Source organism: Tabrizicola caldifontis, assembly GCF_004762095.1.
GTDB lineage: Bacteria > Pseudomonadota > Alphaproteobacteria > Rhodobacterales > Rhodobacteraceae > Tabrizicola > Tabrizicola caldifontis.
The window spans coordinates 21,011-43,497 of record NZ_SIJH01000008.1; the positions used below are offsets into that span (position 1 = coordinate 21,011).

23 protein-coding genes are annotated in these 22,487 nt (G+C 65.5%); 9 read left to right on the forward strand and 14 right to left on the reverse strand.

Annotated elements, in window-relative coordinates; genetic code table 11:
- Window positions 1–216: 216 nt before the first annotated feature.
- Window positions 217–1,224 carry a serine/threonine-protein kinase gene (locus EYB42_RS08000; protein WP_135449447.1) on the forward strand — a complete coding sequence of 336 codons (1,008 nt, stop codon included), beginning with the start codon at window positions 217–219 and terminating at the stop codon, window positions 1,222–1,224.
- Window positions 1,225–1,234: 10 nt separating this feature from the next.
- On the opposite strand, the gene EYB42_RS08005 is transcribed toward EYB42_RS08000, so the two are convergent.
- On the reverse strand, window positions 1,235–2,578 hold the full coding sequence (locus tag EYB42_RS08005) for a D-amino acid dehydrogenase (protein WP_135449448.1): 1,344 nt from the start codon (window positions 2,576–2,578) through the stop codon (window positions 1,235–1,237).
- Window positions 2,579–2,802: 224 nt separating this feature from the next.
- On the opposite strand from EYB42_RS08005, the gene EYB42_RS08010 reads away from it, so the two are divergent.
- Window positions 2,803–3,402: a LolA family protein gene (locus tag EYB42_RS08010; protein WP_135449450.1), complete on the forward strand. Its 600-nt coding sequence runs from the start codon at window positions 2,803–2,805 to the stop codon at window positions 3,400–3,402.
- A 46-nt stretch (window positions 3,403–3,448) separates the two neighbouring features.
- On the opposite strand, the gene EYB42_RS08015 is transcribed toward EYB42_RS08010, so the two are convergent.
- Window positions 3,449–4,030 (reverse strand): transglycosylase SLT domain-containing protein, encoded by a 582-nt coding sequence (locus EYB42_RS08015; RefSeq protein WP_135449452.1) that lies wholly within the window; start codon window positions 4,028–4,030, stop codon window positions 3,449–3,451.
- Between the two features lie 206 nt (window positions 4,031–4,236).
- Here EYB42_RS08015 and hspQ point away from each other — a divergent pair, with 206 nt between their 5' ends.
- The 7 genes from hspQ (at window position 4,237) to EYB42_RS08050 (ending at window position 9,298) form a co-directional block, all read left to right on the forward strand.
- Window positions 4,237–4,563, forward strand: coding sequence for a heat shock protein HspQ (gene hspQ, locus EYB42_RS08020; protein ID WP_135449454.1), 327 nt, complete (start codon window positions 4,237–4,239; stop codon window positions 4,561–4,563).
- Window positions 4,564–4,624: 61 nt separating this feature from the next.
- Window positions 4,625–4,966, forward strand: coding sequence for an STAS domain-containing protein (locus EYB42_RS08025; RefSeq protein ID WP_135449456.1), 342 nt, complete (start codon window positions 4,625–4,627; stop codon window positions 4,964–4,966).
- Window positions 4,950–5,426 carry an ATP-binding protein gene (locus tag EYB42_RS08030; protein ID WP_135449458.1) on the forward strand — a complete coding sequence of 159 codons (477 nt, stop codon included), beginning with the start codon at window positions 4,950–4,952 and terminating at the stop codon, window positions 5,424–5,426. Before EYB42_RS08025 ends, EYB42_RS08030 begins: the two co-directional genes overlap by 17 nt.
- Window positions 5,427–5,623: 197 nt before the next feature.
- On the forward strand, window positions 5,624–7,198 hold the full coding sequence (locus tag EYB42_RS08035; protein ID WP_135449460.1) for a gamma-glutamyltransferase family protein: 1,575 nt from the start codon (window positions 5,624–5,626) through the stop codon (window positions 7,196–7,198).
- Entirely contained in the window at window positions 7,176–7,652 is a 477-nt protein-coding gene (locus EYB42_RS08040; RefSeq protein WP_135449462.1) for a GAF domain-containing protein, read from the forward strand. Before EYB42_RS08035 ends, EYB42_RS08040 begins: the two co-directional genes overlap by 23 nt.
- Window positions 7,653–7,746: 94 nt before the next feature.
- Window positions 7,747–8,637 carry a homocysteine S-methyltransferase family protein gene (locus tag EYB42_RS08045; protein ID WP_135449463.1) on the forward strand — a complete coding sequence of 297 codons (891 nt, stop codon included), beginning with the start codon at window positions 7,747–7,749 and terminating at the stop codon, window positions 8,635–8,637.
- Complete coding sequence (locus EYB42_RS08050; protein ID WP_240784037.1) at window positions 8,630–9,298, forward strand: RluA family pseudouridine synthase; 669 nt, start codon at window positions 8,630–8,632, stop codon at window positions 9,296–9,298. Before EYB42_RS08045 ends, EYB42_RS08050 begins: the two co-directional genes overlap by 8 nt.
- Before the next feature lie 46 nt (window positions 9,299–9,344).
- Here EYB42_RS08050 and EYB42_RS17705 read toward each other — a convergent pair whose 3' ends face one another.
- The 12 genes from EYB42_RS17705 to EYB42_RS08110 all read right to left on the reverse strand — a co-directional run bounded on the left by EYB42_RS17705 (window position 9,345) and on the right by EYB42_RS08110 (window position 22,407).
- Window positions 9,345–11,321, reverse strand: coding sequence for an FAD-dependent oxidoreductase (locus EYB42_RS17705; RefSeq protein ID WP_135449465.1), 1,977 nt, complete (start codon window positions 11,319–11,321; stop codon window positions 9,345–9,347).
- Between the two features lie 103 nt (window positions 11,322–11,424).
- Entirely contained in the window at window positions 11,425–12,882 is a 1,458-nt protein-coding gene (locus EYB42_RS08060) for an aldehyde dehydrogenase family protein (protein WP_135449467.1), read from the reverse strand.
- A 67-nt stretch (window positions 12,883–12,949) separates the two neighbouring features.
- Entirely contained in the window at window positions 12,950–13,549 is a 600-nt protein-coding gene (locus tag EYB42_RS08065) for a GNAT family N-acetyltransferase (protein WP_135449468.1), read from the reverse strand.
- Window positions 13,540–14,382, reverse strand: a complete 843-nt coding sequence (locus EYB42_RS08070) for a hypothetical protein (protein ID WP_135449470.1) — start codon at window positions 14,380–14,382, stop codon at window positions 13,540–13,542. Before EYB42_RS08070 ends, EYB42_RS08065 begins: the two co-directional genes overlap by 10 nt.
- Window positions 14,372–14,866 (reverse strand): molybdopterin-guanine dinucleotide biosynthesis protein B, encoded by a 495-nt coding sequence (gene mobB / locus EYB42_RS08075; RefSeq protein ID WP_135449472.1) that lies wholly within the window; start codon window positions 14,864–14,866, stop codon window positions 14,372–14,374. The genes EYB42_RS08070 and mobB overlap by 11 nt, the downstream gene beginning before the upstream one ends.
- Window positions 14,863–15,453: a molybdenum cofactor guanylyltransferase MobA gene (gene mobA, locus EYB42_RS08080; RefSeq protein WP_135449474.1), complete on the reverse strand. Its 591-nt coding sequence runs from the start codon at window positions 15,451–15,453 to the stop codon at window positions 14,863–14,865. Before mobA ends, mobB begins: the two co-directional genes overlap by 4 nt.
- 103 nt (window positions 15,454–15,556) lie before the next feature.
- Window positions 15,557–16,207: a ribosome biogenesis GTP-binding protein YihA/YsxC gene (gene yihA / locus EYB42_RS08085; RefSeq protein WP_135449476.1), complete on the reverse strand. Its 651-nt coding sequence runs from the start codon at window positions 16,205–16,207 to the stop codon at window positions 15,557–15,559.
- Window positions 16,204–16,977, reverse strand: a complete 774-nt coding sequence (locus tag EYB42_RS08090) for an MOSC domain-containing protein (RefSeq protein WP_240784039.1) — start codon at window positions 16,975–16,977, stop codon at window positions 16,204–16,206. Before EYB42_RS08090 ends, yihA begins: the two co-directional genes overlap by 4 nt.
- Window positions 16,974–18,824: a membrane protein insertase YidC gene (gene yidC / locus EYB42_RS08095; protein WP_135449478.1), complete on the reverse strand. Its 1,851-nt coding sequence runs from the start codon at window positions 18,822–18,824 to the stop codon at window positions 16,974–16,976. The genes EYB42_RS08090 and yidC overlap by 4 nt, the downstream gene beginning before the upstream one ends.
- A 170-nt stretch (window positions 18,825–18,994) precedes the next feature.
- The gene (locus EYB42_RS08100; RefSeq protein WP_135449480.1) at window positions 18,995–20,467 is read right to left on the reverse strand and encodes a GGDEF domain-containing phosphodiesterase; all 1,473 of its coding nucleotides are present in this window, start codon (window positions 20,465–20,467) and stop codon (window positions 18,995–18,997) included.
- 76 nt (window positions 20,468–20,543) lie between these two features.
- The gene (gene ttcA / locus EYB42_RS08105) at window positions 20,544–21,413 is read right to left on the reverse strand and encodes a tRNA 2-thiocytidine(32) synthetase TtcA (RefSeq protein WP_135449482.1); all 870 of its coding nucleotides are present in this window, start codon (window positions 21,411–21,413) and stop codon (window positions 20,544–20,546) included.
- Between the two features lie 262 nt (window positions 21,414–21,675).
- Window positions 21,676–22,407, reverse strand: coding sequence for an SDR family NAD(P)-dependent oxidoreductase (locus EYB42_RS08110; RefSeq protein WP_135449484.1), 732 nt, complete (start codon window positions 22,405–22,407; stop codon window positions 21,676–21,678).
- Between the last annotated feature and the right edge of the window lie 80 nt (window positions 22,408–22,487).

Consider the following 22,487-nt stretch of genomic DNA (forward strand, 5'->3'; position numbering starts at 1 on the left):
GCAGTTCTGCCCTGGGGAGATGGGGGCCCGCTTCGGTTGAAAGTCAGGCAGTGGATATAATCATAGGCTTACCATGGGCTTTGTTTGCGAAACGCGAACAACCCTTCGAATTTTCAAAGCTTTTCGGTTGCAATCTGGAGTTGTGGGCCTAGCCTGACTTCATGCAGGGCGTGTTTGCGCCCTGCGGATGGGGACAGCGTGAAGGGTCACTGCGCCATGGCTCTCGACAGACTTTCGGACGATCTCGAAATTACCGATGAACTGCCCGTGGGCACGACGGTCTTTCACGGCCAGTACCGGATCACGAAGTTTCTCAACAGTGGCGGCTTCGGCATTACCTACCTTGCCAAGGACAGCCTGAACCGCGACGTGGTGCTGAAGGAATGCTTCGTCGGCGCCTTCTGCCGGCGCAGTCAGACCCGGGTCCGTCCCCGGTCGGAAAGCGGGCGGGTTCACCTTGGGAAGGTGATGCGCGGCTTCCTGCGTGAGGCGCACACCCTTGCCGCCATGTCGCACCCGAACATCGTCCGCGTCCACCAGGTGTTCGAAGACAACGACACTGCCTACATGGCACTGGACTATGTCCGGGGCTACGACCTGCTTCAGGTCGTCGATGAGGGCAAGATGCATCTTGCCGCCGGGCAGCTGGTCGATCTTGCGCGCAAGCTGCTGTCGGCGCTGGATCATATTCACCAACGCAGGATGCTGCACTGCGATGTCTCTCCTGACAACATCTGCCTCAGCCTGAGCGGAGAGCCGGTGCTCATCGACTTCGGCGCCGTCCGCAGTGCCACCGCGCAAGATGCCTCGCTGCAGACCGGACTCAGCATGGTGAAGGATGGCTATTCCCCTTACGAACTTTATTCCGGCGGCGCCACCGCCGGACCGTGGAGCGATCTTTACGCGCTTGGGGCCACACTCTACCACGCCATTACCGGCGCTGCGCCAGCCGATTGCCAGAGCCGCCTATCCGCCGCGGTCGAACGCCGCCCGGATCCCGTCACGCCCCTGGCGGGACGCTTTGCCGGCTACCCGGCCGGGTTCCTTGAAAGTATCGACAGGGCAATGTCGGTCAGGCCGTCGGCGCGCTTCCAGTCTGCGCGGGACTGGCTGAGCGCCCTTGCCCCCAGAGATACGGCAGGCGACCGCAGCATCGTCCTGCTGCGCAAGGCGCCGGTGACAGGCGGTTCGGTCCGCCCGGTGCGCCCTGTCAGACCAGGTTGAACGCGGCCCGTCAGGCCGGCACCGGCAGCCTGGCGCCTGCGCGCCGTCCCTTGCCGGCTTCGCGCAGATAACGGGAATAGCCCAAGTCGGCGGCCTCGATCTCGGCCCGGCGGCCACTGACGATGTCGGCCAGCACCCGGCCTGAACCTGCAGCCATTGTCCAGCCCAGCGTGCCGTGGCCGGTGTTCAGATACAGGTTGGCAATCGGCGACCGACCGACGATCGGAGTTCCGTCCGGGGTCATCGGACGCAGGCCGCACCAGAACGTCGCGCGCGACTGGTCGCCTGCGCCGCCGAACAGATCCTCGACCGAATGCGTCAGCGTAGCCTGACGCTTGGCCTTCAGGCTCAGGTCGAAGCCGGCGATCTCTGCCATGCCGCCCACACGGATGCGGTCGCCCAGCCGCGTGATGGCGATCTTGTGTGTTTCGTCCATTACGGTTGACAGCGGCGCGAGGCCCTCATCCACGATCGGGACAGTGATCGAATAGCCTTTCACCGGATAGACCGGCAGCCTGATTCCGAACTCCCGCACCAGCATGGGCGAGTAGGAACCCAGCGCCACCACGAAGGCATCTGCGGTCACGGGCCCTTCGGAGGTGTGCGCCGCAATCACCCGGTCGCCTTCGACCTGAAGCCGGTCGATGGTGACGCCATAGCGGAAGGTCACGTCCTGAGCTTGGGCCAGCTGCGACAGGTTTTGGGTGAACTTGAAGCAGTCACCTGTCTCATCCCCTGGCAAGCGCAGCCCGCCCGCAATCCTGCCGCGCGCCCCGGCCAGGCCGGGTTCCGTAGCGACGCAGGCATCGGCGTCCAGCACCTCGAAGGCCACGCCGTCAGCCTTCAGCACCGCGATGTCCTTTTCCGTCGCGGCCACCTGCTTTTCGGTGCGGAACAGTTGCAGCGTACCTTGCGTTCGTTCGTCGTAGGAAATCCCGGTCTCGGCCCGCAGTTCGATCAGACAGTCGCGCGAATATTCCGCCAGCCGCACCATGCGCGACTTGTTCACGGCATAGGCCGAAGCCGTGCAGTTCATCAGCATCCGTGCCATCCAGGACAGCTTGGCCCAGTCAGGCCGCGGCTGGATGATCAGCGGCGCATGTTCCTGGAATATCCACTTCAGCGCCTTCAGCGGGATGCCCGGTGCGGCCCAGGGCGAGGCATAGCCGGGGCTGATTTCGCCGGCATTGGCGAAAGACGTTTCCAGCGCTGGGGCAGGCTGACGGTCGATCACCGTCACCTCATGCCCCGCGCGCGCCAGATACCAGGCCGAGGTCACCCCGATCACGCCCGCGCCAAGCACAACGATCTTCATCTCAGCCACCCCGACCGCAAATGTTGCATTGCCGGGCAAGATACGCGCGCAGCCCTGGAATTTCTTGGGGATTATCCGCCATCAAGCCGCAACTCGCGCAAGAAGCTTCGATCTCAGTGACCAAACGTGGAATAATCTTCCACAGAATGGAAACCTGGCAGCAAAACCTGTGACCTCACGCTCTTTCACGCGGTCGGCACGTCCTTGTGACTGCGGAATGCCCGGGGGTGCAAGTCACCCGCGTGCCACATATATTCCCCCGCATGAACCGCCGCACCGCCATCCTGGCCCCGCTTGCCCTGCTGCTGCCCCTTCCCGCGGCGGCCGAGAAGATTCCGCTTGCCACCCTGTCGCAGTATCTGAACGGACTGACGACGGTCGAGGCCGACTTTACCCAGGTGAACGCCGACGGCTCGATCTCGCTGGGCAAGATCTATATCCGCCGTCCCGGACGGGCACGGTTCGAATATGCCCCGCCCGATCGCAGTCTGGTCATCGCGGGGGGCCAGCAGGTGGCGATCTTCGATGCAAAGTCCAACCAGCCGCCCGAACAGTATCCGCTGAAGCGTACGCCCTTGAACCTGATCCTTGCCGGGAACATCGACCTTGGCCGGGCGAAGATGGTGGTCGGGCATACCGAGGACGGCACATCGACCCGTGTGCGAGCACAGGATCCAGAGCACCCGGAATACGGGACGATCGAACTGGTCTTCACCGCGAATCCGGTCGAGTTGCGCCAGTGGATCATCACCGATGACCTGGGCCAGCAGACGACGGTGATCCTTGGCGAGATGAAGAAGGGCGTGCAGCTTGGTGCCGGGCTGTTCGACATCTCGGCCGAGATGACGGCTCGCCGGAACTGACGCTGCTGCGCGGAAGTCCTTCGCGCTGCCGTCGCATGGTACACGCTCAGCGACAGTAGGCGAGCTGCTGGCGATACATCTCTGATCGTGCCCCGACGCGCTTTGCCACTTCCACCAGCCAAGGCTTGTTCAGATAGGACTGGTTGGCAAAACCTGTCCTCCCCTCGTGATAGGCAAGATACTGGCTTTCGGCATCGGACTTGGAAATGCCAAGCCGGCGCGAGGATTCGTCCATGTACCAGCCCATGAAATCGGTCGCATCGGCGATGTCGTCACGCTTGGCCCGCCGATGCCCGGCGGTGGCCAGGTATTCCTCCCATGTGCCGTTCAGGGCCTGGCTGTAGCCGTAGGCGGTGCTTTGCCGGCCCATCGGAATCACCCCCAGGGCAAAGCGGTGCGGCGTGCGCGCATTTCCGATGAACTTCGATTCCTGATGAATCGTCGCCATCTGCACATGCACGGGAATGCCCCAACGGCGCTCGGTCCGCTCCATCGCCCGCAGGTAGTGCGGGCGTTCCCGGATGATGGCGCAAGCGTCATCCAGTTGCCGTGGGGCGGAATAGTTCCCCCCGCCGCCGCAGGCGGCAAGCATCATCAACAGGATTGACGCACGGAGAAACCTGCTCATCTGCCCCTCGTGCCTTCTTTTTGTTGGGGCCACACTACCCCAAAGATCCGGGCGATGAAATGGGGAACACCCCGGCACCCATTCAGATCGCCGCGAGAAAACGTGACTGTCGGGCGCATGTTCACAGACTGTTTCCCTTGCCCAGATCCGGACAGGTGGACAATGAAAGCAGTTCGGGAGTAGAAAGGCCCATGGGGGCCGTGGCTATGCAGACAACCCACGCCAAATATCATCTGGGTCAGGTGCTTCGTCATCGGAAGCATCCCTTCCGCGGTGTCGTCTTTGACGTCGATGCGATGTTCTCGAACACCGACGAGTGGTATGAGAACATTCCCGAAGACAGCAGGCCTGCGAAGAACCAGCCTTTCTACCATCTGCTGGCCGAAAACGACCAAAGCTACTATGTGGCCTATGTGTCCGAGCAGAACCTGGTACCGGATGAGACAGGGGAACCGGTGGATCACCCGGATCTTGCCGAACTGTTCGGCGATTTCCAGGATGGCCGCTATCCGCTGGTCTTCCATCTGAACTGACGCTTACCTTCCGCTAACCCTTTGCCCCTAGGCTGGCGGAAACGTCAGCCAGGGGGCCGCGATGCAATTGCAAACTCGGACGCAGTCCACGGTCACGACCGTCACCGTGCTGGATGCGCGGATCGACGCAGCGACCGCAATCCAGTTCAAGGAAAGAATGCGCGAAATCACTGCGGGCGGCGAGGGCCGGGTCGTGCTGGATCTGACGCAGGTGCAGTTCCTTGATTCCAGCGGGCTTGGCGCCATCGTTGCGGTGAAGAAGCTGCTCGGTCCCGAACGAATGCTGGACCTTTGCGGCCTGACCCCGACGGTGGAAAAGGTCTTCCGCCTTACGCGGATGGACACGGTCTTCACCATCCACCCCACCCTCGACGCTGCCATCGAAGATGCCGCCAGCGCCTGAACCCTGTGCACGCGACGGTCCGCATGGCGTTGTAATCCGGGCAGAGCCGACCTCGGTCAGGGCGGCCCTTCGGTCCATCCTTGCCGCGCCTCCGGTCAGCGAGATTGCGCCCAGGCACCGGCAAACGGTCGAACTGGTGTTGGCCGAGGTGCTGAACAATGTGGCCGAGCACGCCTATGCACCCGCGACGGGGCATGTTGCCATCTTCCTGATGCGGTTTTCCGGCGGCCTCGTCTGTGAGGTCATAGACAACGGCGCGCCCATGCCGAACGGCACCGCACCCGCGGGGCGCCTGCCCGAATTCGACCTTTCCGGGGGCGACCTGCCCGAGGGCGGTTTCGGGTGGTATCTGATCCGCAGTCTGGCCTGCGAAATCACTTATCGTCGGCAACGGGGCACCAACCGACTGGGCTTCACGATCCCGCTTGGTCCGCCTGTGCCGCAGGCGTCAGATCCGTAGCGAACGGCCTCGAACACTCCGCATGCCTGGTGTGGTTGCGCCAGGATGCAGCGGGGCACAGTGCCCCCTGCACGTCTAGGCCGCGCCCCGGCATCCGGTACCTGCGACTGTCACCCCGGCGGAAGGCGGGCGTTCCGTTCCGCCTCTTGGCTTCGCCAAGCGTCCGGTCTAGCTATGGGTGCAAACTCGGGGGCATCATGCGCGATCTTCACCGTCCCGGCCGCTCGGCCGTATATGCGTCGAACGGCATGGCGGCCACCTCGCATCCGATCGCGGCCCAGGTCGCGGTCGAGATGCTGAAGTCCGGTGGCAACGCCGTGGATGCCGCCATTGCCGGGGCGCTGGTCCTCGGCATTGCCGAGCCGCAGATGACCGGGATCGGCGGCGATTGCTTCGTGCTGCTCAAGCCGCCCGGTTCGGAAGAAATCATCGGCCTGAACGGATCGGGCCGGGCGCCCCAGGGGCTGAACGCGGCCGAACTGCGGGCGCGCGGATTGACCGCGATTCCGACCCATGGCATCGAGGCCGTGACCTTGCCTGGCGCGATCGACGCCTTCTGCCGCCTAAATGCCGACTACGGCCTGAAATCCCTGGCCGAGACCCTGGCCCCCGCCATCCGCTATGCCGAGGAAGGCATCCCCGTCGCCCCCCGCGTCGCCTTCGACTGGGCCGAGGACATCGCCTGCCTGAAAGGGGCTGCGCGCGACTTCTACACCCTGGGCGGCAAGGCGCCGCAGGTGGGCCAGATCTTCCGTGCCCCCGGCCAGGCCGAGGTTCTGCGCCGCATCGCGCGGCAAGGTCGCGCCGGCTTTTACGAAGGTGAAGTGGCCGAGGACATGATAGCCTCGCTTCGCGCGCTGGGCGGCAGCCACACGCTTGACGACCTTGCCGCCACAGCCTGCGATTACACCATTCCGGTTGCCGGGCCCTATCGCGGGATCGAGCTGGTCGAACATCCGCCGAACGGCCAGGGCGCGACGGCGATCCTGCTTCTGAACATCCTCAGCCACTTCGACATCGGGTCGATGGACCCGTTCGGGGCCAAGCGTGCCCATATCGAGGCAGAGGCGACCAAACTTGCCTATGACGCCCGCAACCGCTTCATTGCCGACCCCGACCACACCAGGCGGCTCGACCATATGCTGTCGCCCGAAACGGCGGCCAGCCTTGCAGCCCTGATCGACCCCGGGCGCGCGATGCCTCAAGCCGCCCCACTGACCGAAGCCATGCACCGCGACACGATCTACATCACCGTTGTCGATCGCGACCGCATGGCCGTTTCGCTGATCTATTCGATCTTCTGGGGATTCGGATCTGGCCTCGCCTCGACGAAATTCGGCATCAACTTCCAGAACCGCGGCGCGGGATTCACCCTGGCCGAAGGTCACCCGAACGAGGCCGGACCGGGCAAGCGCCCGATGCATACGATCATCCCTGGCATGATCCGGCAGCACGGGCGTGTCATAATGCCCTTCGGTGTGATGGGGGGCGCCTACCAGCCCTGTGGTCATGCCCGCTTCGTGTCGAACCTGATCGACTTCGGCCTTGATCCACAATCGGCCATCGACGCGCCCCGCTCTTTCTCCGGCCCCGACGGGATGGAGGTCGAGAGGGGATATTCCGACAGGGTTCGCGCCGACCTTGCCGAAATGGGTCACCATGTCATCATTCCCGAAACTCCCCTTGGGGGCGCCCAGGCCATCGCCATCGACGGTGGCATCCTCATCGGCGCATCGGACCCCAGAAAGGATGGCTGCGCCCTTGGCTACTGACATCGACCGTCCCGCGATCACCGCCGCCATCCGCGCGCTGACGCATGGCGAAACCGATACCGTCGCGCTGATGGCCACGCTGGTCTGCGAAATCCACCACGCCCACCCCTTTTGCGACTGGACCGGCTTCTATCGCGTTGTCGCGCCCGGCCTGTTGAAGATAGGCCCCTATCAGGGCGGTCACGGCTGCCTGGTCATTCCGTTCAGCCGGGGTGTCTGCGGTGCTGCCGCCCGCAGCGGCCTGGTCCAGAACGTGCCCGATGTCGATGCCTTCCCTGATCACATCGCCTGTTCCTCCACCACCAGGTCGGAACTTGTTCTGCCGGTATGGAACGGAAAGGGTGAGCTGCTGGGGGTGCTGGATCTTGATTCCAACACCCCGGCCGCCTTCACCCAGGAAGACGAAGACTGGCTTGTGCCCCTGCTGGCCGAGGTCTTCCGGGACGCTGCCTGAACGCCCGGCGTGGAATTTTCCTTCCTCTTTGCCCAAATTTCCCATGAGGGTCCGAGGGTGTGGCCCCCCGGGCGCCGATCGAAGGACCGCAACGATGACCGAAATCACCCTTCTTGACGGCGGCATGGGGCAAGAGCTCATCGCGCGCGCAGGTGCCGATCCCGGGCCGCTCTGGGCGACGCGGGTGATGCTGGACCACCCCGGCCTTGTCCGTAAGATTCATGAGGACTACTTCGCCGCCGGAGCCAGCCTGGCGACCACGAACACCTACAACATCCTGCACGACCGGCTGATCCCCCAAGGGCTCGACCATCTCTACCACGCGCTGCACCTGCGCGCGCTGGCCGAGGCGCACGAGGCCCGCGCCGCCGCCGGGCGCGGGCTGATTGCCGGCTCGATGGGCCCCCTGGGCGAAAGCTACCGCCCCGACCTGACCCCGCCGGTCGAAACCAGCGCAGCGCTTTATGCCGAAAAGGCCAGAATCCTGGCGCCACATGTCGATCTGATCCTGATCGAGACCATTTCCTCGCTTGAACTGGCCCGAGGCGCGCTGCGGGGCGCCCGTGCCACCGATCGCCCGGTCTGGCTGTCGGTTTCGGTGCAGGACCGTGACGGCACGCGCCTGCGTTCGGGCGAACCCGTGGCCGCCCTGGCCGAGGTTCTGGCCGATACACCGGCCGATGCCGTGCTGGCCAATTGTTCGATGCCCGAGGCAATGGCCGCCGCGCTTGCGGCGCTGAAACCCCTGGGCCTGCCCTTCGGTGCCTATGCCAACGGCTTCTCCGAGATCATCCCGCACAGCCATGGCACCGAAGCCCCTGCCTATTGCGCGCGCCACGACCTGACGCCGGAACGCTATGCCGATTTCGCGCTGGGCTGGGTAGGGCAAGGCGCCACCCTTGTCGGCGGCTGCTGCGAGGTCGGCCCGGTCCATATCCGCCATCTGCGCGACCGCCTGATTGCCGAGGGCCACCGCATTGCATAGGCCATCGCTGATCCCGGATTTCGCCTATGAGCCGCCGGATGTGCCGCTGACGATCCTGTACGAGGATTCAGCTATCCTTGTCCTTGACAAGCCCGCGGGCCTGTTGACGGTTCCGGGCAAGCTTGCCGATAGGCAGGATTGCCTGATAGCCAGGCTCCAGGCCGCCCGATGGGATGCGCTGACGGTTCACCGGCTGGATTGCGACACAAGCGGCGTCATCATCTTTGCCCGCACGAAACAGGCCCAGGGCTTCCTTGGCCAGGAATTCGAGCAGCGCCGCGCGCGCAAGACCTATGTCGCCCGCCTGAAGGGGCGTCTGGAACCTGACAGCGGCACAGTCGATCTGCCGATCGGAAGCGACTGGGATTACCGCCCGCGCCAGAAGATCGACCCCCATCACGGACGGCCTGCAATCACCGATTGGCAGGTCATCGGGCGGACGGATGACGAAACCCGTGTCCGTCTGACCCCTCATACCGGCCGCAGCCACCAGCTGCGTGTCCACATGCTGGCACTCGGCCATCCGATCCTTGGCGACCAGATCTATGCGCCCGAGACCCGGGCCGATCATGCGCGCCTGATGTTGCACGCAGAAACCCTGGCGCTTCACCATCCGACGACAGGCGAATGGGTCAGCTTCACAGCGCCGGTTCCGTTCTGAGGCGGCGCAAGGCTTGTGAAAAAGGCGGTCAGGCTTGATGACCCGCCTAAAGCGACAGGCCCAGCTTCCGCCCCTCGTGAAAGGCATAGGCCGCAAGCCTTGGCGCCGCGCAGTCCCCGATCCGGTGCAGCACCTTGCCCGGCAGCGTCTCGGGCAAGGGATCGAACGCCCGGTTCGTCGTCGCCATCACCAGACCCGAAGCCGGGATCACCTCCTCCTCCCCCGTCAGGAAGGACCGCACCGTCACCCCGTTGCCGTGCCAGCGGACCAGCCGGTGCTCGGCCAGCATCCGCACCCCCAGGGCCCCCAGCCGCCGCCGCACCACCCCGTCCGCCGCCGTCCGCGCCAGTTCCTTGCCGACGAAGGGCTCGGGCGTGACGATGGTCACCTTCTTCCCCTGCTCAGCCAGCGCCCAAGCCGTGCCCACCCCGCGCCAGTTGCCGCCCTCGTCATAGACCACCACCGCGTCGCCCAGCCGCGCCTCGCGCCGCAGGACCGCCTCGGGCGACCAGACGCCGCCCGCCTCGATCCCCGGCAGGGCAGGCTCTTCCGGCACCCAGCGCTGAAAGCCGCTTTCATCGGGCAGCGAGCCCGTGGCCACTACCACCACCCCGGCCGGGTGCGCCGCCACCTCCTCGGCATCAAGGAACGTGTTCAGCCGCAGCCGCACGCCAAGCCTGTCGAACTGCCTCTCATACCAGTCCATCAGCTCCAGGATCTGCCCGCGCCGCGGCTGCATCCCGGCCAGCCGGAACTGGCCGCCGACCACCGGCGCGGCCTCCACGATCTCCACCCGGTGCCCGCGTTCCGCCGCGACCCGCGCCGCCTCCAGCCCCGCCGGCCCGGCGCCCACCACCAGCACATCCTTCGGCTCGGGCGCAGCGACGAACCGGTCCCCGCCCCATTCGAACTCGCGCCCCGCGCTCGGGTTGATCAGGCAGGAGATCCAGTAGTCCCGGCTCCGCCGCCCCCAGCACATCTGGTTGCACGAGATGCAGCCCCGCACGTCCTCCGCCCGCCCCTCGGCCACCTTCCGCGCCAGATGCGGGTCGGCGATCTGGCCGCGCACGATCGACACCAGGTCCGCCAAACCCGAAGCGATGATCGCCTCGCCGTTCTCCGGCGTCCTGACCCCGGCTTCCGAGGTCACGACCGCATGTTTCAGCACCCCCTTCAAATGGGCCGTCAGCGGCGTCGTCAGCTTCTCGCCATGGGTAAACGGAGGAATGATCGACTCGAACTCCAGGTAGGACCCGGCGCCCACGGTCACATAGTCCACATGGCCGGAGCGGTCGTGCAGGTCGAGGATCTCGCACAGCGCCTCGGCCCCCAGCGTCACGCGGTAGGCTTCCGAATAGCTGACGGCCAGACCGATCACGAAATCCTCGCCGCAGGCCCGCCGGATGCGTTCGATCAGCGTGCGGGAAAAGCGGGTGCGGTTTTCCAGCGAGCCGCCCCACTGATCCGTCCGCCGGTTCGACCAGGGTGTCCAGAACTGGTCCAGCAGCGAGTGATAGGCCGCCCAGACCTCCACCCCCTGAAAGCCCGCGGCCTTGGCCCGGACTGCCGCCGCGACATGGGCTTCCAGCAGCTCCTCGACCTCAGCCCCGGTCATGGCGTGGCTGCCATCGGAATCGTGATACGACGGCCCGCCAGAGGGGGACCAGTGCGGCGCGAAGCTCAGGTCCGAATCGCCATGCGCGCCGATGTGGTAGAGCTGCTGGAGGATGACCGCCCCCGCGTCCTTCACCTCGTCGGTGATCTTGCGGAAGGCGGGGATCACCCGGTCATCGGAATGCAGGAAGTTGCCCCGGGTCAGCACGCCCGTCCGGTGCACCGGCACGGGTTCGGCCACCACCATCGCCGCCCCGCCCAGGGCGCGCTCCAGGAGATACTTGCCGAAGCGCGGCCCCGGCATCCCCTGGTCCGACATGTTCGCGGTGTGCGCGCCGAACACGATCCGGTTGCGCAGGGTATGGCCGCGCAATTTCAGGGGGGACATCAGTCGGGGATGCTGGGTCATGGCGGCCTCCGTTCGCCGCCATGTCAGCCAATCTCGACACCTGTGTCAAGTTTTCTTCGGGTGACGCAGGGGATTCTCGTCCCGGGCTTGATCCGGGGCGGGGTCACTCCGCGGCTGTGCCCAGGCTGATATCCCAACCCGAGATCGCCTTGACCTCCAGGAACTCCTCGATCCCCCAGACCCCGCCCTCGCGCGCCCGACCGCTGGCCTTGACGCCGCCGAAGGGCGCGCCCGCGCCGCGCGACTTGCCGTTCATCTCCACCATCCCGGCCCGCAATTGTCGCGCCAGCCGGTTGCGCCGCGCACCGTCCGCCGACTGGACATAGTTGGTCAGCCCATAGGGCGTGTCGTTGGCGATGCGCACCGCCTCTTCCTCGCTGTCGAAGGGCATGATGCAGAGGACCGGGCCGAAGATCTCTTCCCGCTCGATGGTCATGCCGGGTTTCACATCGGCAAAGACCGTGGGTCGGACGAAATAGCCCTTGTTCATCCCCTCGGGCAGGCCCAGCCCCCCGGCCACCAGGCGCGCGCCCTCGTCGATGCCCTTCTGGATATAGGCCTGGATCTGGTCCCACTGGCGCTTGTTCACCACCGGCCCGATGTGATCGCCCGGCTCGCTGGCCGGCCCGACCTTGATGCCTTTGGCCACCTCGGCCGCAATTTCAACCGCCCGGTCGTAGTAGCTGCGTTCCACCAGCATCCGGCTGGGCGCGTTGCAGCTTTGCCCCGAATTGTTCATCATATGCCGCACACCGCGTTCCACCGCACGGGCATCGGCATCGGCAAATATCAGGTTCGCGCCCTTGCCGCCCAGTTCCAGCGTGACCCGCTTCAGCGTCTCGGCCGCAGCCTTGCTGATGGCGCGGCCCGCCCGCGTGCTACCGGTAAAGCTGATCATCTCCACATCCGGGTGGCTTGACAGCTGGGTGCCCACCCCGGCGCCATCGCCGTTCACCAGATTGAACACGCCCGGCGGCACGCCCGCGTCATGGCAGAATTCGGCAAACAGCATCGACGACAGGGGCGCCTCTTCCGAAGGCTTCAGCACGCAGGGGCAGCCTGCCAACAATGCCGGGATCACCTTCAGCGTCACCTGGTTCATCGGCCAGTTCCAGGGCGTGATCAGGCCGACCACACCGATCGGCTCCAGCGCAATCATCGTGTCGGGCGCATGCGGGCCCAGGGGGCGGATCCATTCGATCTGGTCGAAGGCGGTCAGGAAATTCTTCAGGTGCCAGGGCAGGCATTCCGCCTGGTCGTCGCGGCTCATGTCGATGGGCGCGCCCATTTCCAGACTGATCGCCTGCGCCATTTCTTCCTTGCGCAGATAATACTGCTCCAGGATCCGTTCGACGACGCGGCGCCTTTCGGCCAGTGGAGTGGCCGCCCAGCCGGGGAAGGCGGCCTTGGCGGCAGCCACTGCGGCATCGGTGTCGGCCTGATCGCCCAGCGAGATCACCGCGCAGACCTCTTCGGTCGAGGGGTCGATGACCGGACAATCCCGCGCGACCTTGGGGGCGACCCATTCGCCGTTGATGTAGAACTCGCGCTTGATGATCATGAGCTGGCCCTCCGCCGCCGGAATTTGATCATATTCTGACAGGGCCCGCCCGCCGGGGCAAGGGGTGTCAATCCCTGCGTGCCGTCAGCGGCCGGACCATCGTGGTCGATGCGGCAAATCCGAAGACATGTCTCAGCAGGCCAAGGTTATCGGTCCGCGTCGCCATGAAACCCTGCCGCTCATATAGCGCCCGCGCGCGCCAGTTGGCGTCGATCACATCCAGCCTGATCGAGCGATAGCCGCGCTGTGCGGCCTCGTCATAAAGCGCGGCCAGCAGCATCGTGCCGATCCCCTTGCCGCGATGTTCCCGGGCCACGCAGATGCCATCGACCAGGAAGCGGTCGTTGTCCACATCGCGGTTCAGACAGCGCAGCATGCAGCCGCGCCAGCGCCCGCCCCAGGGGCCGTATATCGCGATCAGGTCGCCCCAGACACCGCCCGCGAAACTGCCCGACGGGGTCTTGAACCCGGCCAGACCGACCAGATTGCCACGCTGATCCACCGCAGCAAGGCAGTGATCGGCGCGGATCACCCTTTCGAAAAAGGCAACGGCACGGGTGTCGGGGCCCAGGACGCGGCCCAGCTTGCCGCCGAAGGCCTCCCAGTACAACCGCGCTGCCTGCGGGCGAAGATGCGCATGCAGACCCGAGTAGATCGTCACGTCCATCCCAGCGCCTCCTCCAGAAGGCGGGTGTGGCCGGCGCCCAGGATCCAGCCTTCCTCGATGGCAATCGGCGGCACCCGAAGCAGGGGTGCCAGACGGTCGGCCTGCGACAGGTTGAGCAGGGCGCGGGCCAGCAGTCGGACCTGCGCGCGGTCGGGAATCGGGTCGCCGTCACGCCGGACCGCGGCCGCAAGAAGTGATGGGTAGACTTCGGCCAGTGTCAGATCAGCAGGGGCCTCGAATGGCCAGATGGCGGCCCCGGTCTGCGCGGCAAGCCGGTGGACGACTGGTATTCCCAGAAGCGCCTGCGAGCCCACGGAACCGGCCCCCATCAATTGCCAGACCGGTTTGGCGGGAGGGTTCTCGCATTCCACCCGGCGCTTCTCGGCAAGGCCCAGGGCGGCATGGTCGCTGTCCTTGAACGCAGACAGATGCGGGACAGCGCGGGCCATCGGGCGGCCCCAGAACGGACCCCGGCCGCCCAGACGGGCATTGATCGCCCCCGCGACCTCGAAGCGGTTGTTGCGGTTGTCCGGCTCGTCCACGATCTGCCGTTCCAGCCAGCCATGCAGCGCCCGCGCGTCGTCCCGACCCGTCAGCCTTCGTGCAAAGCCTGCGGGAAAGCCCATCGGAAAATCGAATCCGATCAGCTGCCGCCCACCCTCGGCCAGACGGGCGGACAGCCAGTTCGCGGCCTCCGCACGGGTGCGGAAATAGCTCTCCTCTCTGCGGTCCGGTTCGCAGAGGCCAGCCCAGATCGCATCCTTTCCGGGGCGGGCGGGGCTGGGTGTCGCCTTGCCCGACCAGTCGACCACGATCACCCGGTCATACCGCAAGGCCTGCCTCCCGCAGGATGAAGTCGGCCACCGCGCGGGTATCGTTCAGGTCCAGCACCGGGACCGGCAGCGAAAGCGCCGCATCGGTCGCCACGGCACGTACCAGCGGGTCGTCCGGCTGAATCAGCGGTTGCCCGGTTTCCGCGCGCCAGACTTCGACCTTCGGGTGGGCGTCACGCTTGTAGCCCTCGACCAGAACAAGATCGACCGGTGCAAGGCGGGCCAGGATGGCGGGCAGTTCCGGCTCCGGCCCCCGGTGTTCCACCATCAGGGCGAACCGGTCTGCCGAGGCCAGCACCACCTCGCGCGCACCGGCCTGGCGGTGGCGGAAGGTGTCCTTGCCGGGCTGGTCCAGATCGACGGCATGGTGGACGTGCTTGACTGTCGAAACGCTGAAGCCCCGACCGGTAATCTCGGCCACCAGGCGTACCATCAGGCTGGTCTTGCCTGAATTCTTCCAGCCGATGACACCGTAGATCTTCATGCTGCACCCCGCAGCAGCGCCTCGGCGGCAGCAAGGTCTTCGCGGGTGTTCAGGTTCAGGAAGGCACGCGGGTCGTTGAAGCTGGCCCGGGCGGCGTGGTGGGCGTCGGTGAAGCGGGTCACCTTCGCCCCGCCCCCGGCAAGATGGTCGGCCAGCGCCGGTGCGATCCCGACCGGCCAAAGGGCGGTTGCCGGATGGTCGCCATCCGCCGTCTTTGCCAGCGCCAGTCCTTCGGGTGCGCCTTCCGCTGCCAACAGAAGCTGCGGCACAAGATCACCCGGCAGAAAGGGCGTATCGACGGGGGTCGACACCAGATGCGTGGCCCCCAGCTCGCGCGCCCGGTTCAGTGCAGCAAGGATGCCCGACAGCGGCCCCTTTGGCGCGGCATCGGGCACGACCTCGCAGCCGAAGGCGGCAAAGCGGGCAGGGTCGCCGTTGGCCGAGATCAGAACCCGTTCGACCTGCGGGGAAAGCCGGTCCAGGACATGGGCAATCAGCGGGCGGCCGGCCAGGCTTAGCAAGGCCTTGTCCACGCCCCCCATCCGGCGTCCCTCTCCGCCCGCAAGAATGACCCCGAAGATGCGCAATCCGGTTCCTTCCGCAGCGACACAGCACCGTCGGACCCTAATGGATGACGCAGAACCTGCAAGCCCTGAGGCCTTTTGAGGGCCCGATGCCGCAGACCCCGGGCTATTCCAGCGTGGCTATGATGGCGCGAAGGGTCTCGATCCCCTCGCCCTTTTCGGAACTGGTGACGACGATCTGCGGATAGGCGGCGGGATGCTTCGCAAGCGCCCCCTTGACCTGTTCGATCACCGCTGCCCGTTCGGTGCGGTTGATCTTGTCCACCTTGGTCAGCACGATCTGAAAGGTCACTGCCGAGCGGTCGAGCAGCGTCAGGATTTCCTGATCGACCGCCTTCACCCCGTGGCGGGCATCGATCAGAACGAAGGCCCGGCGCAGGGTAGGGCGGCCCGCGAGATACTGCTTCAGCAGCGCCTGCCATCTGGCAACAATGGCAACCGGTGCCTCGGCATAGCCATAGCCCGGCAGGTCGACCAGATAGCGCGCCTCTCCGAGCGCGAAATAGTTGATCTCTTGCGTCCGCCCCGGCGTGTTCGAAGCACGCGCAAGCGTCTTGCGGCCTGTCAGTGCATTGATCAGACTTGATTTTCCGACATTCGACCGGCCGGCGAAGCACACCTCGATCCGGTCTGCGGGGGGCAGAGCCGCCATGGAAGTGACGCCCTTCACGAAATCGACCGGGCCTGCAAACAGCAGTCGGCCCGTTTCGCGTGCCTCGTCCTCGGGTTCGGAGGCCAGGGTGAAGATCATGCTCATGCATGCACCTCGTCGCCAAGCGCGATGCTGCCGCCCTTGATCACACGGGCAAACACGCCGAAATCGGTGTGGCCGTAATGCCGTTCCAGCGCAGCCATCGTATCGGCATCCTGCTGGCCGGTGTCGGGGTTTGCGCCGGTGGCGCGGCAGCGGCCGATCGGTTCCTCGACCCGCAGGCGCGCGGTGCCGATGCTGATTTCCCGGCCGATCAGGTCCAGTTCGGCCCAGGGCTTCCAGCCTTGCACCCAGATGTTGCCTCGCCAGCGGTGGATCGACAGATCGTGCCCCATGCGGGCCGACAGATCGGCCAGCGACGACAGGCTGTTGATCGACACCAGCGGCTGGTCCTGATCCGTCATCGCCTGGCCCGGCACCGCGATCACCCGGGCCGGTTCGGGCCGGTTCGCGGGCCACAGCGGGCGCAGCCACTCGATCAGACGCGCGGCGTCGGACGGATTGTCGGGCTGGAAGCTTTCGATTGGCCGCCGGGGATGCGACAGTGTCACGCGCCGCGCCTGCGGGTCAGAGGTGCAGGCAATGGCCATCAGTTCGGACGAGCCCCAGCCGCGCAGGAATTGCAGCTTTTCGGCCCATCCGGGCGGATCGGTCAGGCGGGCTGCGGCATGGGCCACGGCCCAGACCCTGTCGAACGGAAAGGCCGCGCCGGGGCTCAGCACGGCGCGGTCCACATGCTCATACCCGCCGGACTTGATCGGGTGGCGGACCAGATGGGCAACCAGGCCCGTGTCGGTGCCGGCCCGACCGGTCACTTCTTGCCCTTCTTCGGCCCCGGTGCCGCAGGGGACGCTGCTGACTTGGCGGCGACCCGCGCGGCCTTGTTCGCACGGATGTTGCCGAAGATGTCGGGCCGTTTGCCGTGGCTCCACATGATCATGTACTGCTGGATGAAGGTGATCGTGTTGTTGGTGATCCAGTAGATCACCAGACCAGAGGCGAAGCCCCCCAGCATGAACATGAACACCCAGGGCATCCAGGCGAAGATCCGCTGCTGCACCGGGTCGGTCGGGGCAGGGTTCAGCGTCTGCTGCAGCCACATGGTGATGCCCAGAAGGATCGGAAGCACGCCGATGAAGATCAGGTGCAGCAGGCTTCCGGTCGGCGGCGCATCCCATGGCAGGATGCCAAACAGGTTGAACAGCGATGACGGGTCTGGCGCCGAGAGATCCTTCAACCACCCGAAGAACGGCGCGTGGCGCAGTTCGATCGTGACAAAGATCACCTTGTACAGCGCAAAGAAGATCGGAATCTGGATCAGGATCGGAAGGCAGCCCGCCGCCGGATTCACCTTCTTGTCCTTGTAAAGCTGCATCATCTCGCGTTGCAGCTTCTGGCGATCTTCGCCCGCCCGTTCCTTGATCGCCTCCATTTCAGGCTGCAGTTCCTTCATCCGCGCCATCGAGACATAGGACTTGTAGGCCAGAGGCAGCACGATGACCTTCAGCACGAAGGTCAGCGCGATGATGGCAAGGCCCATGTTGCCGATGGCCGCATTCAGCCAATGCAGCACGGCGAAGATCGGCTTGGTCAGGAAGTAGAACCAGCCCCAGTCGATCGAGTCGAGAAAGCCCGGGATGCCCGCGACATTCTGATAGTCGCGGATCGTCGCCCATTCCTTGGCGCCGGCAAACAGCTGAATCGTCGAGCTGGCTTCGGCCCCGGCGGCAAGGCTGACCGCGGCGGGCCGGACATCGGCCAGATATTCGTCGCGGTTCGGGTCGTATTTCAGAACCTGCTTGTGCGGTTTGCCCTGCTCGGGGATCAGGGTCGTCATCCAGTAGTGGTCGGTGAATCCCACCCAGCCATCGGTCGTGGCCTCGGTCACCTCGGCCGGAAGACCTTCGCGCGGATCGACGGCAAGCGCGGTGATGTCCTTGTAGTCGGTCTCGCTCAGCTCTCCATCGGCGCGCGCCACGGCCCCTTCGTGGACGACGAAGATGTTCTGCAGCTTGGGCAGCCCCTGACGCACGATCAGACCATAGGGCTGCAGCACGACAGTGGCACCGGACGTGTTTTCCACCCGATCGCTGACGGTGAACATGTAATCTTCGTCCACCGAGATTTCCCTGTGGAAGATCAGACCCTTGGTGTTCTCCCAGCGCAGCTTCACCGGCTGGCCGGGCGAAAGGACGGTTCCGCTTTCCAGCTGCCAGTCTGTGTTCGCGCCGGGAACGTCGGCCGCTTCCAGACCGGTCCCGTGGACCCATCCGAAAAAGGAATAATAGGCCAGGTTTTCGCCCTGGGGCACCAGAAGACGCACGGTTTCTGCCCCGGGCTCCAGCGTCTCGCGGTAGTTCTTCAGCTTCAGGTCGTCGATCCGCCCGCCGCGCAGTGAAACCGATCCGGCAAGCTTCGGCGTGTCAAGCGGCACGCGAAGTGCCTCTGGAACGGGTTCCGAGGCCCCGGCCCCAGTGTCGGCGCCGGCGTCGGCGGTGGCAGAGGGGGCGTTGACCGCAGGCTCTGCGGTCGTGACGGCATCGCTGGCCGGCTGAGGGCTGACGGGTGGCTCGGGTGGTGGGAAGAGGACGAACCACACCAGCATCACGGCGGCGGAAAGCACCATCGCCAGGATCAGGTTCTTGTTGTTCTGCTCTTCCATCGGCAAGTCACCCTGACGGTCGTTCTCGGTCAGCGGTGCTTCAACGACAGGGCCGGGGAAAGGTCAAGCGCTTTCACCCCGGCGCGGGCAGCGGACATGATCAATTCCTTGGGCATCGTGGATTGTGACAGCCTGCGTGGCAGTGTGCGGCGTGGCCGATCCGGGTGATGCTATCGCGTGCGCAGGCCGACCGGCAGGGCGTTGGCTAGCCTGTCCCGATGCGCCGACAGCCAGACTTCCAAATCCTCGGCCGGCATCGGGCGTGCGATCGCAAAGCCCTGGACATGGCCGCAGCCAAGTTGCGCCAGCATCGCATGTTCACCCCGGGTTTCCACGCCTTCTGCCACCGTGTCCAGCCCCAGCCGTTGGGCCAGTGACAGGATCGCGGTGACCAGGCCCTGCTGGTCGCGGTCCTGGTCAACCCCGCGGATGAAGCTGCGATCTATCTTCAGGCGGCGCAGGGCGAAATGCCGGATCGAGGTGATCGAGGCACTTCCCGTGCCGAAGTCGTCCATGTCCACGCCGCAGCCCATGCGCGCGATGCAGGCGATATTGCGGGTGATAATGTCGTCGGCCCTGGCAGCCACCGACTCGAGTACCTCGATGGTGATCCGACCGGGGGCAAGGCCATGGCGGTCCAGCGTCCATGCAAGGCGCTGTGGCAGAAGGGGATCGCGCAGCTCGCGTTTCGAGAGGTTGACCGAGACCGAGGGGACGCCCAGTCCCGCCCGATCCCATGCTGCAAGGGCCGCCAGGGCCCGGTTCAACATCGTCCTGCCCAGAAGTTCGACCAGCTCGGTGCCCTCGATCGCCGGCAGGAAGGCACCGGGGGCGAGGCAGCCGCGTTTCGGGTGGTTCCAACGGGCCAGTGCCTCCATGCCCGATACGGCGCCGCTGTCGGTGCTTGTCTGTGGCTGAAAATGGGGAAGGATCTGTCCGCTTTCGATGGCCTGCACGAATTCCGCACGCAAGGCTTCGCGCTCGTCGCGGGCGCGGGCAAGGTCGGCGGTGAAGGCGCGGATCGCGCCCGGCCCCTTTTGAAGCGCCTCATCCGCCGCGATCTGGGCCGCGTCGAGGACGGCCCTGCCGCTGGCGGAGGCCGACTGGCCCAAGTGACAGAAGCCGATGCAGCAGCTCAGCTGCACGGGTTCGGTTCCCAGAAGCAGCGGCTGCTGCACAACCATCTGCAACCGGCCGGCAATGCGGATCATGCTGTCTTCGTCCAGACGATGCGATGGACCAAGGACCACGGCAAGGCTGCCATCTTCCAGCGGAAACAGCAGGTCACCCGACCGCAGGCTGCCGCGCAGCCGCGCGATGCAGGCAGCCAGAATGGCCGACTGACGGGTCCGGCCGATGCGATCGCACAGGGGGGCCAGATCCTCGAACTGAAGGACAAAGCAGCCGGTCCTTCCGCCAGAGCGGATCGCCGTTTCCAGCCGGTCGATCACCCGATCCGACATGGCCCCGGCGTGACCGGCCTGCAGCAGGTGCCACGTTGCCGCAATGGTGAAAGGCAAAAGCAGACCAAGGGCCAAGATCGCACCCGGAACCCAGCCCAGATACGCGCAGATCGCTGCCACCGAAACGGCAAGGCTGGCCCACCGCACACCCTGCGGCACAAGAGACCGCCCTCGCGCCATGCCTTCCCCCCGTCTGCCAGGGCCAGAGCCCCTTTCGTTGCAGGGTCAGGCTAGAATAATGTTCCTGTTCAGTTCCTTAACGTCCAACCGAAAGTTGTGTAGGATTTTCCCCATCTGCCACAGCGGCAGCGAGGCCGGCAAAATCGAACAGCGTCGGGTCTGCCAGGTGAGACGGGCGCACGTTCATCAGGGCGCGGAACATGATCTGACGTCGGCCGGGGGTGCGCGATTCCCATTCGTCCAGCAACTTCTTAATCTGGGCGCGCTGCAGGCCTTCCTGGCTGCCGCACAGGTCGCAGGGAATGATCGGATAGTTCATGGCGCGGGCAAAACTGGCGCAATCCGCTTCCGCCACGAAGGCAAGCGGCCGGGCGACATAAAGATCGCCGTCCTCGTTCAGCAGCCTCGGCGGCATGGCGGCAAGCCTTCCGCCATGGAAGAGGTTCATGAAGAAGGTTTCCAGGATGTCGTCGCGGTGGTGGCCGAGAACCACGGTGGAGCAGCCCTCTTCCCGCGCAATCCGGTACAGATTTCCGCGCCTCAGCCTTGAGCACAGGCTGCACATCGTGCCGCCCGGCCTGATCTTGGAGGTCACCACCGAATAGGTGTCCTGGTATTCGATCCGGTGCGCAACGCCCATCCGCGTCAGGAACTCGGGCAGCACGGTGGCCGGGAAACCGGGCTGGCCCTGGTCGAGGTTGCAGGCCAGAAGATCGACCGGCAGCAGACCGCGCCATTTCAGTTCGTGCAGGACCGCAAGCAGGGTGTAACTGTCCTTGCCGCCCGAAAGGCAGACCAGCCAGCGGTCGCCGGCCCTTGCCATCCCGTAGGTTTCGATCGCCTCGCGGACCTGCTGGACCAGACGTTTGCGCAGCTTTCGGAACTCCAGCCCCTTCGGTGCGCCGTGGAAGAGCGGGTGGATGTCGTCGTCGCTGTCGTCAAGCATGGGCGGGACCTTTCGGGATGCGCCCTTATGCCAGAGCGGCGGGCAGAGGCAAAGACCCAGGGGGCGGATCGGGCGCGGGGGCTTGGAGGGGAACAGGCTGATGCAACATCGGGGCCGGGCCGGCGGGATGGCGCGTCGCGAGCCAGAAGGGGCCGGAACCGCTGGCCGGCACCCTTCATTCCGGAACCTTTCCGACGCCTTTCTTGCGTCTTTGCGCAGGCACAGGCGGAACGCCTTCAACCGCCCAGGGCGAATCGGTCGGTCAGACGTGCTGTGCCCCGTTCACCGCGATCTCGGCCCCCGAGATGTAGCTGGACTGGTCGGAACACAGGAACCAGATCACGTCGGCCACTTCCCGCGGCTGGCCCAGTCGGCGCAGGGGCAGTGTCTCGACGATCTTCTCGGTGCCGGGCGACAGGATCGAGGTCTCCACCTCGCCCGGGGCAATGGCGTTCACCCGAACGCCGAGCGGGCCGAAGTCATGCGCCATTTCCCGCGTCAGGGCCGCAAGCGCGGCCTTCGAGGTCGCATAGGCCGCCCCGGCGAAGGGATGAACCCGGCTTCCGGCGATCGAGGTGACGTTGACGATGCTGCCCTGAGCGGCGGTCAGTTCATCCTTCAGGCCGCGCGCCAGGATGACCGGGGCAAAGAAGTTGACGTGGAAGACATGGCCCCAGGTGCGCAGATCGGTTGTCAACGTGTCAAGCCGCGCTCCGCCCGGGCCCTTCGGGCTGATGCCGGCATTGTTGACCAGAGCATGGACCTTGCCGCCGACCTTGGCCTTTATCGTCTCGATCGCGGCGATGGTCCGGTTCGGATCGGCAAGGTCGATCTCGATATGGTTCTCTTCACCCCCCGGCCAGGGGCAGCGCGGGTCGAAGGGCTGGCGCGAGCAGGTCAGAACGCGCCAGCCCTCGGCGCCGAAACGCTTGACCGTGGCGTGGCCGATCCCGCGGCTGGCCCCGGTAAGGACGAGCGTCTTCTGTTCGGTCATCGCGGTTCTCCTTTGCCGTCAAGCTACGCAGGGCTGCGCGGAAGGCAAGGCTTGGCAGGGGGGGCGAAAAGACTTATCCG

Excerpts from the sequence above, each read along its gene's own strand:
- EYB42_RS08000 (WP_135449447.1), top strand. The coding sequence starts at position 217 with ATGGCTCTCGACAGACTTTCGGACGATCTCGAAATTACCGATGAACTG.
- EYB42_RS08010 (WP_135449450.1), top strand. The coding sequence starts at position 2,803 with ATGAACCGCCGCACCGCCATCCTGGCCCCGCTTGCCCTGCTGCTGCCC.
- EYB42_RS08015 (WP_135449452.1), bottom strand. The coding sequence starts at position 4,030 with ATGAGCAGGTTTCTCCGTGCGTCAATCCTGTTGATGATGCTTGCCGCC.
- hspQ (WP_135449454.1), top strand. The coding sequence starts at position 4,237 with ATGCAGACAACCCACGCCAAATATCATCTGGGTCAGGTGCTTCGTCAT.
- EYB42_RS08025 (WP_135449456.1), top strand. The coding sequence starts at position 4,625 with ATGCAATTGCAAACTCGGACGCAGTCCACGGTCACGACCGTCACCGTG.
- EYB42_RS08030 (WP_135449458.1), top strand. The coding sequence starts at position 4,950 with ATGCCGCCAGCGCCTGAACCCTGTGCACGCGACGGTCCGCATGGCGTT.
- EYB42_RS08035 (WP_135449460.1), top strand. The coding sequence starts at position 5,624 with ATGCGCGATCTTCACCGTCCCGGCCGCTCGGCCGTATATGCGTCGAAC.
- EYB42_RS08040 (WP_135449462.1), top strand. The coding sequence starts at position 7,176 with ATGGCTGCGCCCTTGGCTACTGACATCGACCGTCCCGCGATCACCGCC.
- EYB42_RS08045 (WP_135449463.1), top strand. The coding sequence starts at position 7,747 with ATGACCGAAATCACCCTTCTTGACGGCGGCATGGGGCAAGAGCTCATC.
- EYB42_RS17705 (WP_135449465.1), bottom strand. The coding sequence starts at position 11,321 with ATGACCCAGCATCCCCGACTGATGTCCCCCCTGAAATTGCGCGGCCAT.
- EYB42_RS08060 (WP_135449467.1), bottom strand. The coding sequence starts at position 12,882 with ATGATCATCAAGCGCGAGTTCTACATCAACGGCGAATGGGTCGCCCCC.
- EYB42_RS08065 (WP_135449468.1), bottom strand. The coding sequence starts at position 13,549 with ATGGACGTGACGATCTACTCGGGTCTGCATGCGCATCTTCGCCCGCAG.
- mobB (WP_135449472.1), bottom strand. The coding sequence starts at position 14,866 with ATGAAGATCTACGGTGTCATCGGCTGGAAGAATTCAGGCAAGACCAGC.
- yihA (WP_135449476.1), bottom strand. The coding sequence starts at position 16,207 with ATGAGCATGATCTTCACCCTGGCCTCCGAACCCGAGGACGAGGCACGC.
- yidC (WP_135449478.1), bottom strand. The coding sequence starts at position 18,824 with ATGGAAGAGCAGAACAACAAGAACCTGATCCTGGCGATGGTGCTTTCC.
- EYB42_RS08100 (WP_135449480.1), bottom strand. The coding sequence starts at position 20,467 with ATGGCGCGAGGGCGGTCTCTTGTGCCGCAGGGTGTGCGGTGGGCCAGC.
- ttcA (WP_135449482.1), bottom strand. The coding sequence starts at position 21,413 with ATGCTTGACGACAGCGACGACGACATCCACCCGCTCTTCCACGGCGCA.
- EYB42_RS08110 (WP_135449484.1), bottom strand. The coding sequence starts at position 22,407 with ATGACCGAACAGAAGACGCTCGTCCTTACCGGGGCCAGCCGCGGGATC.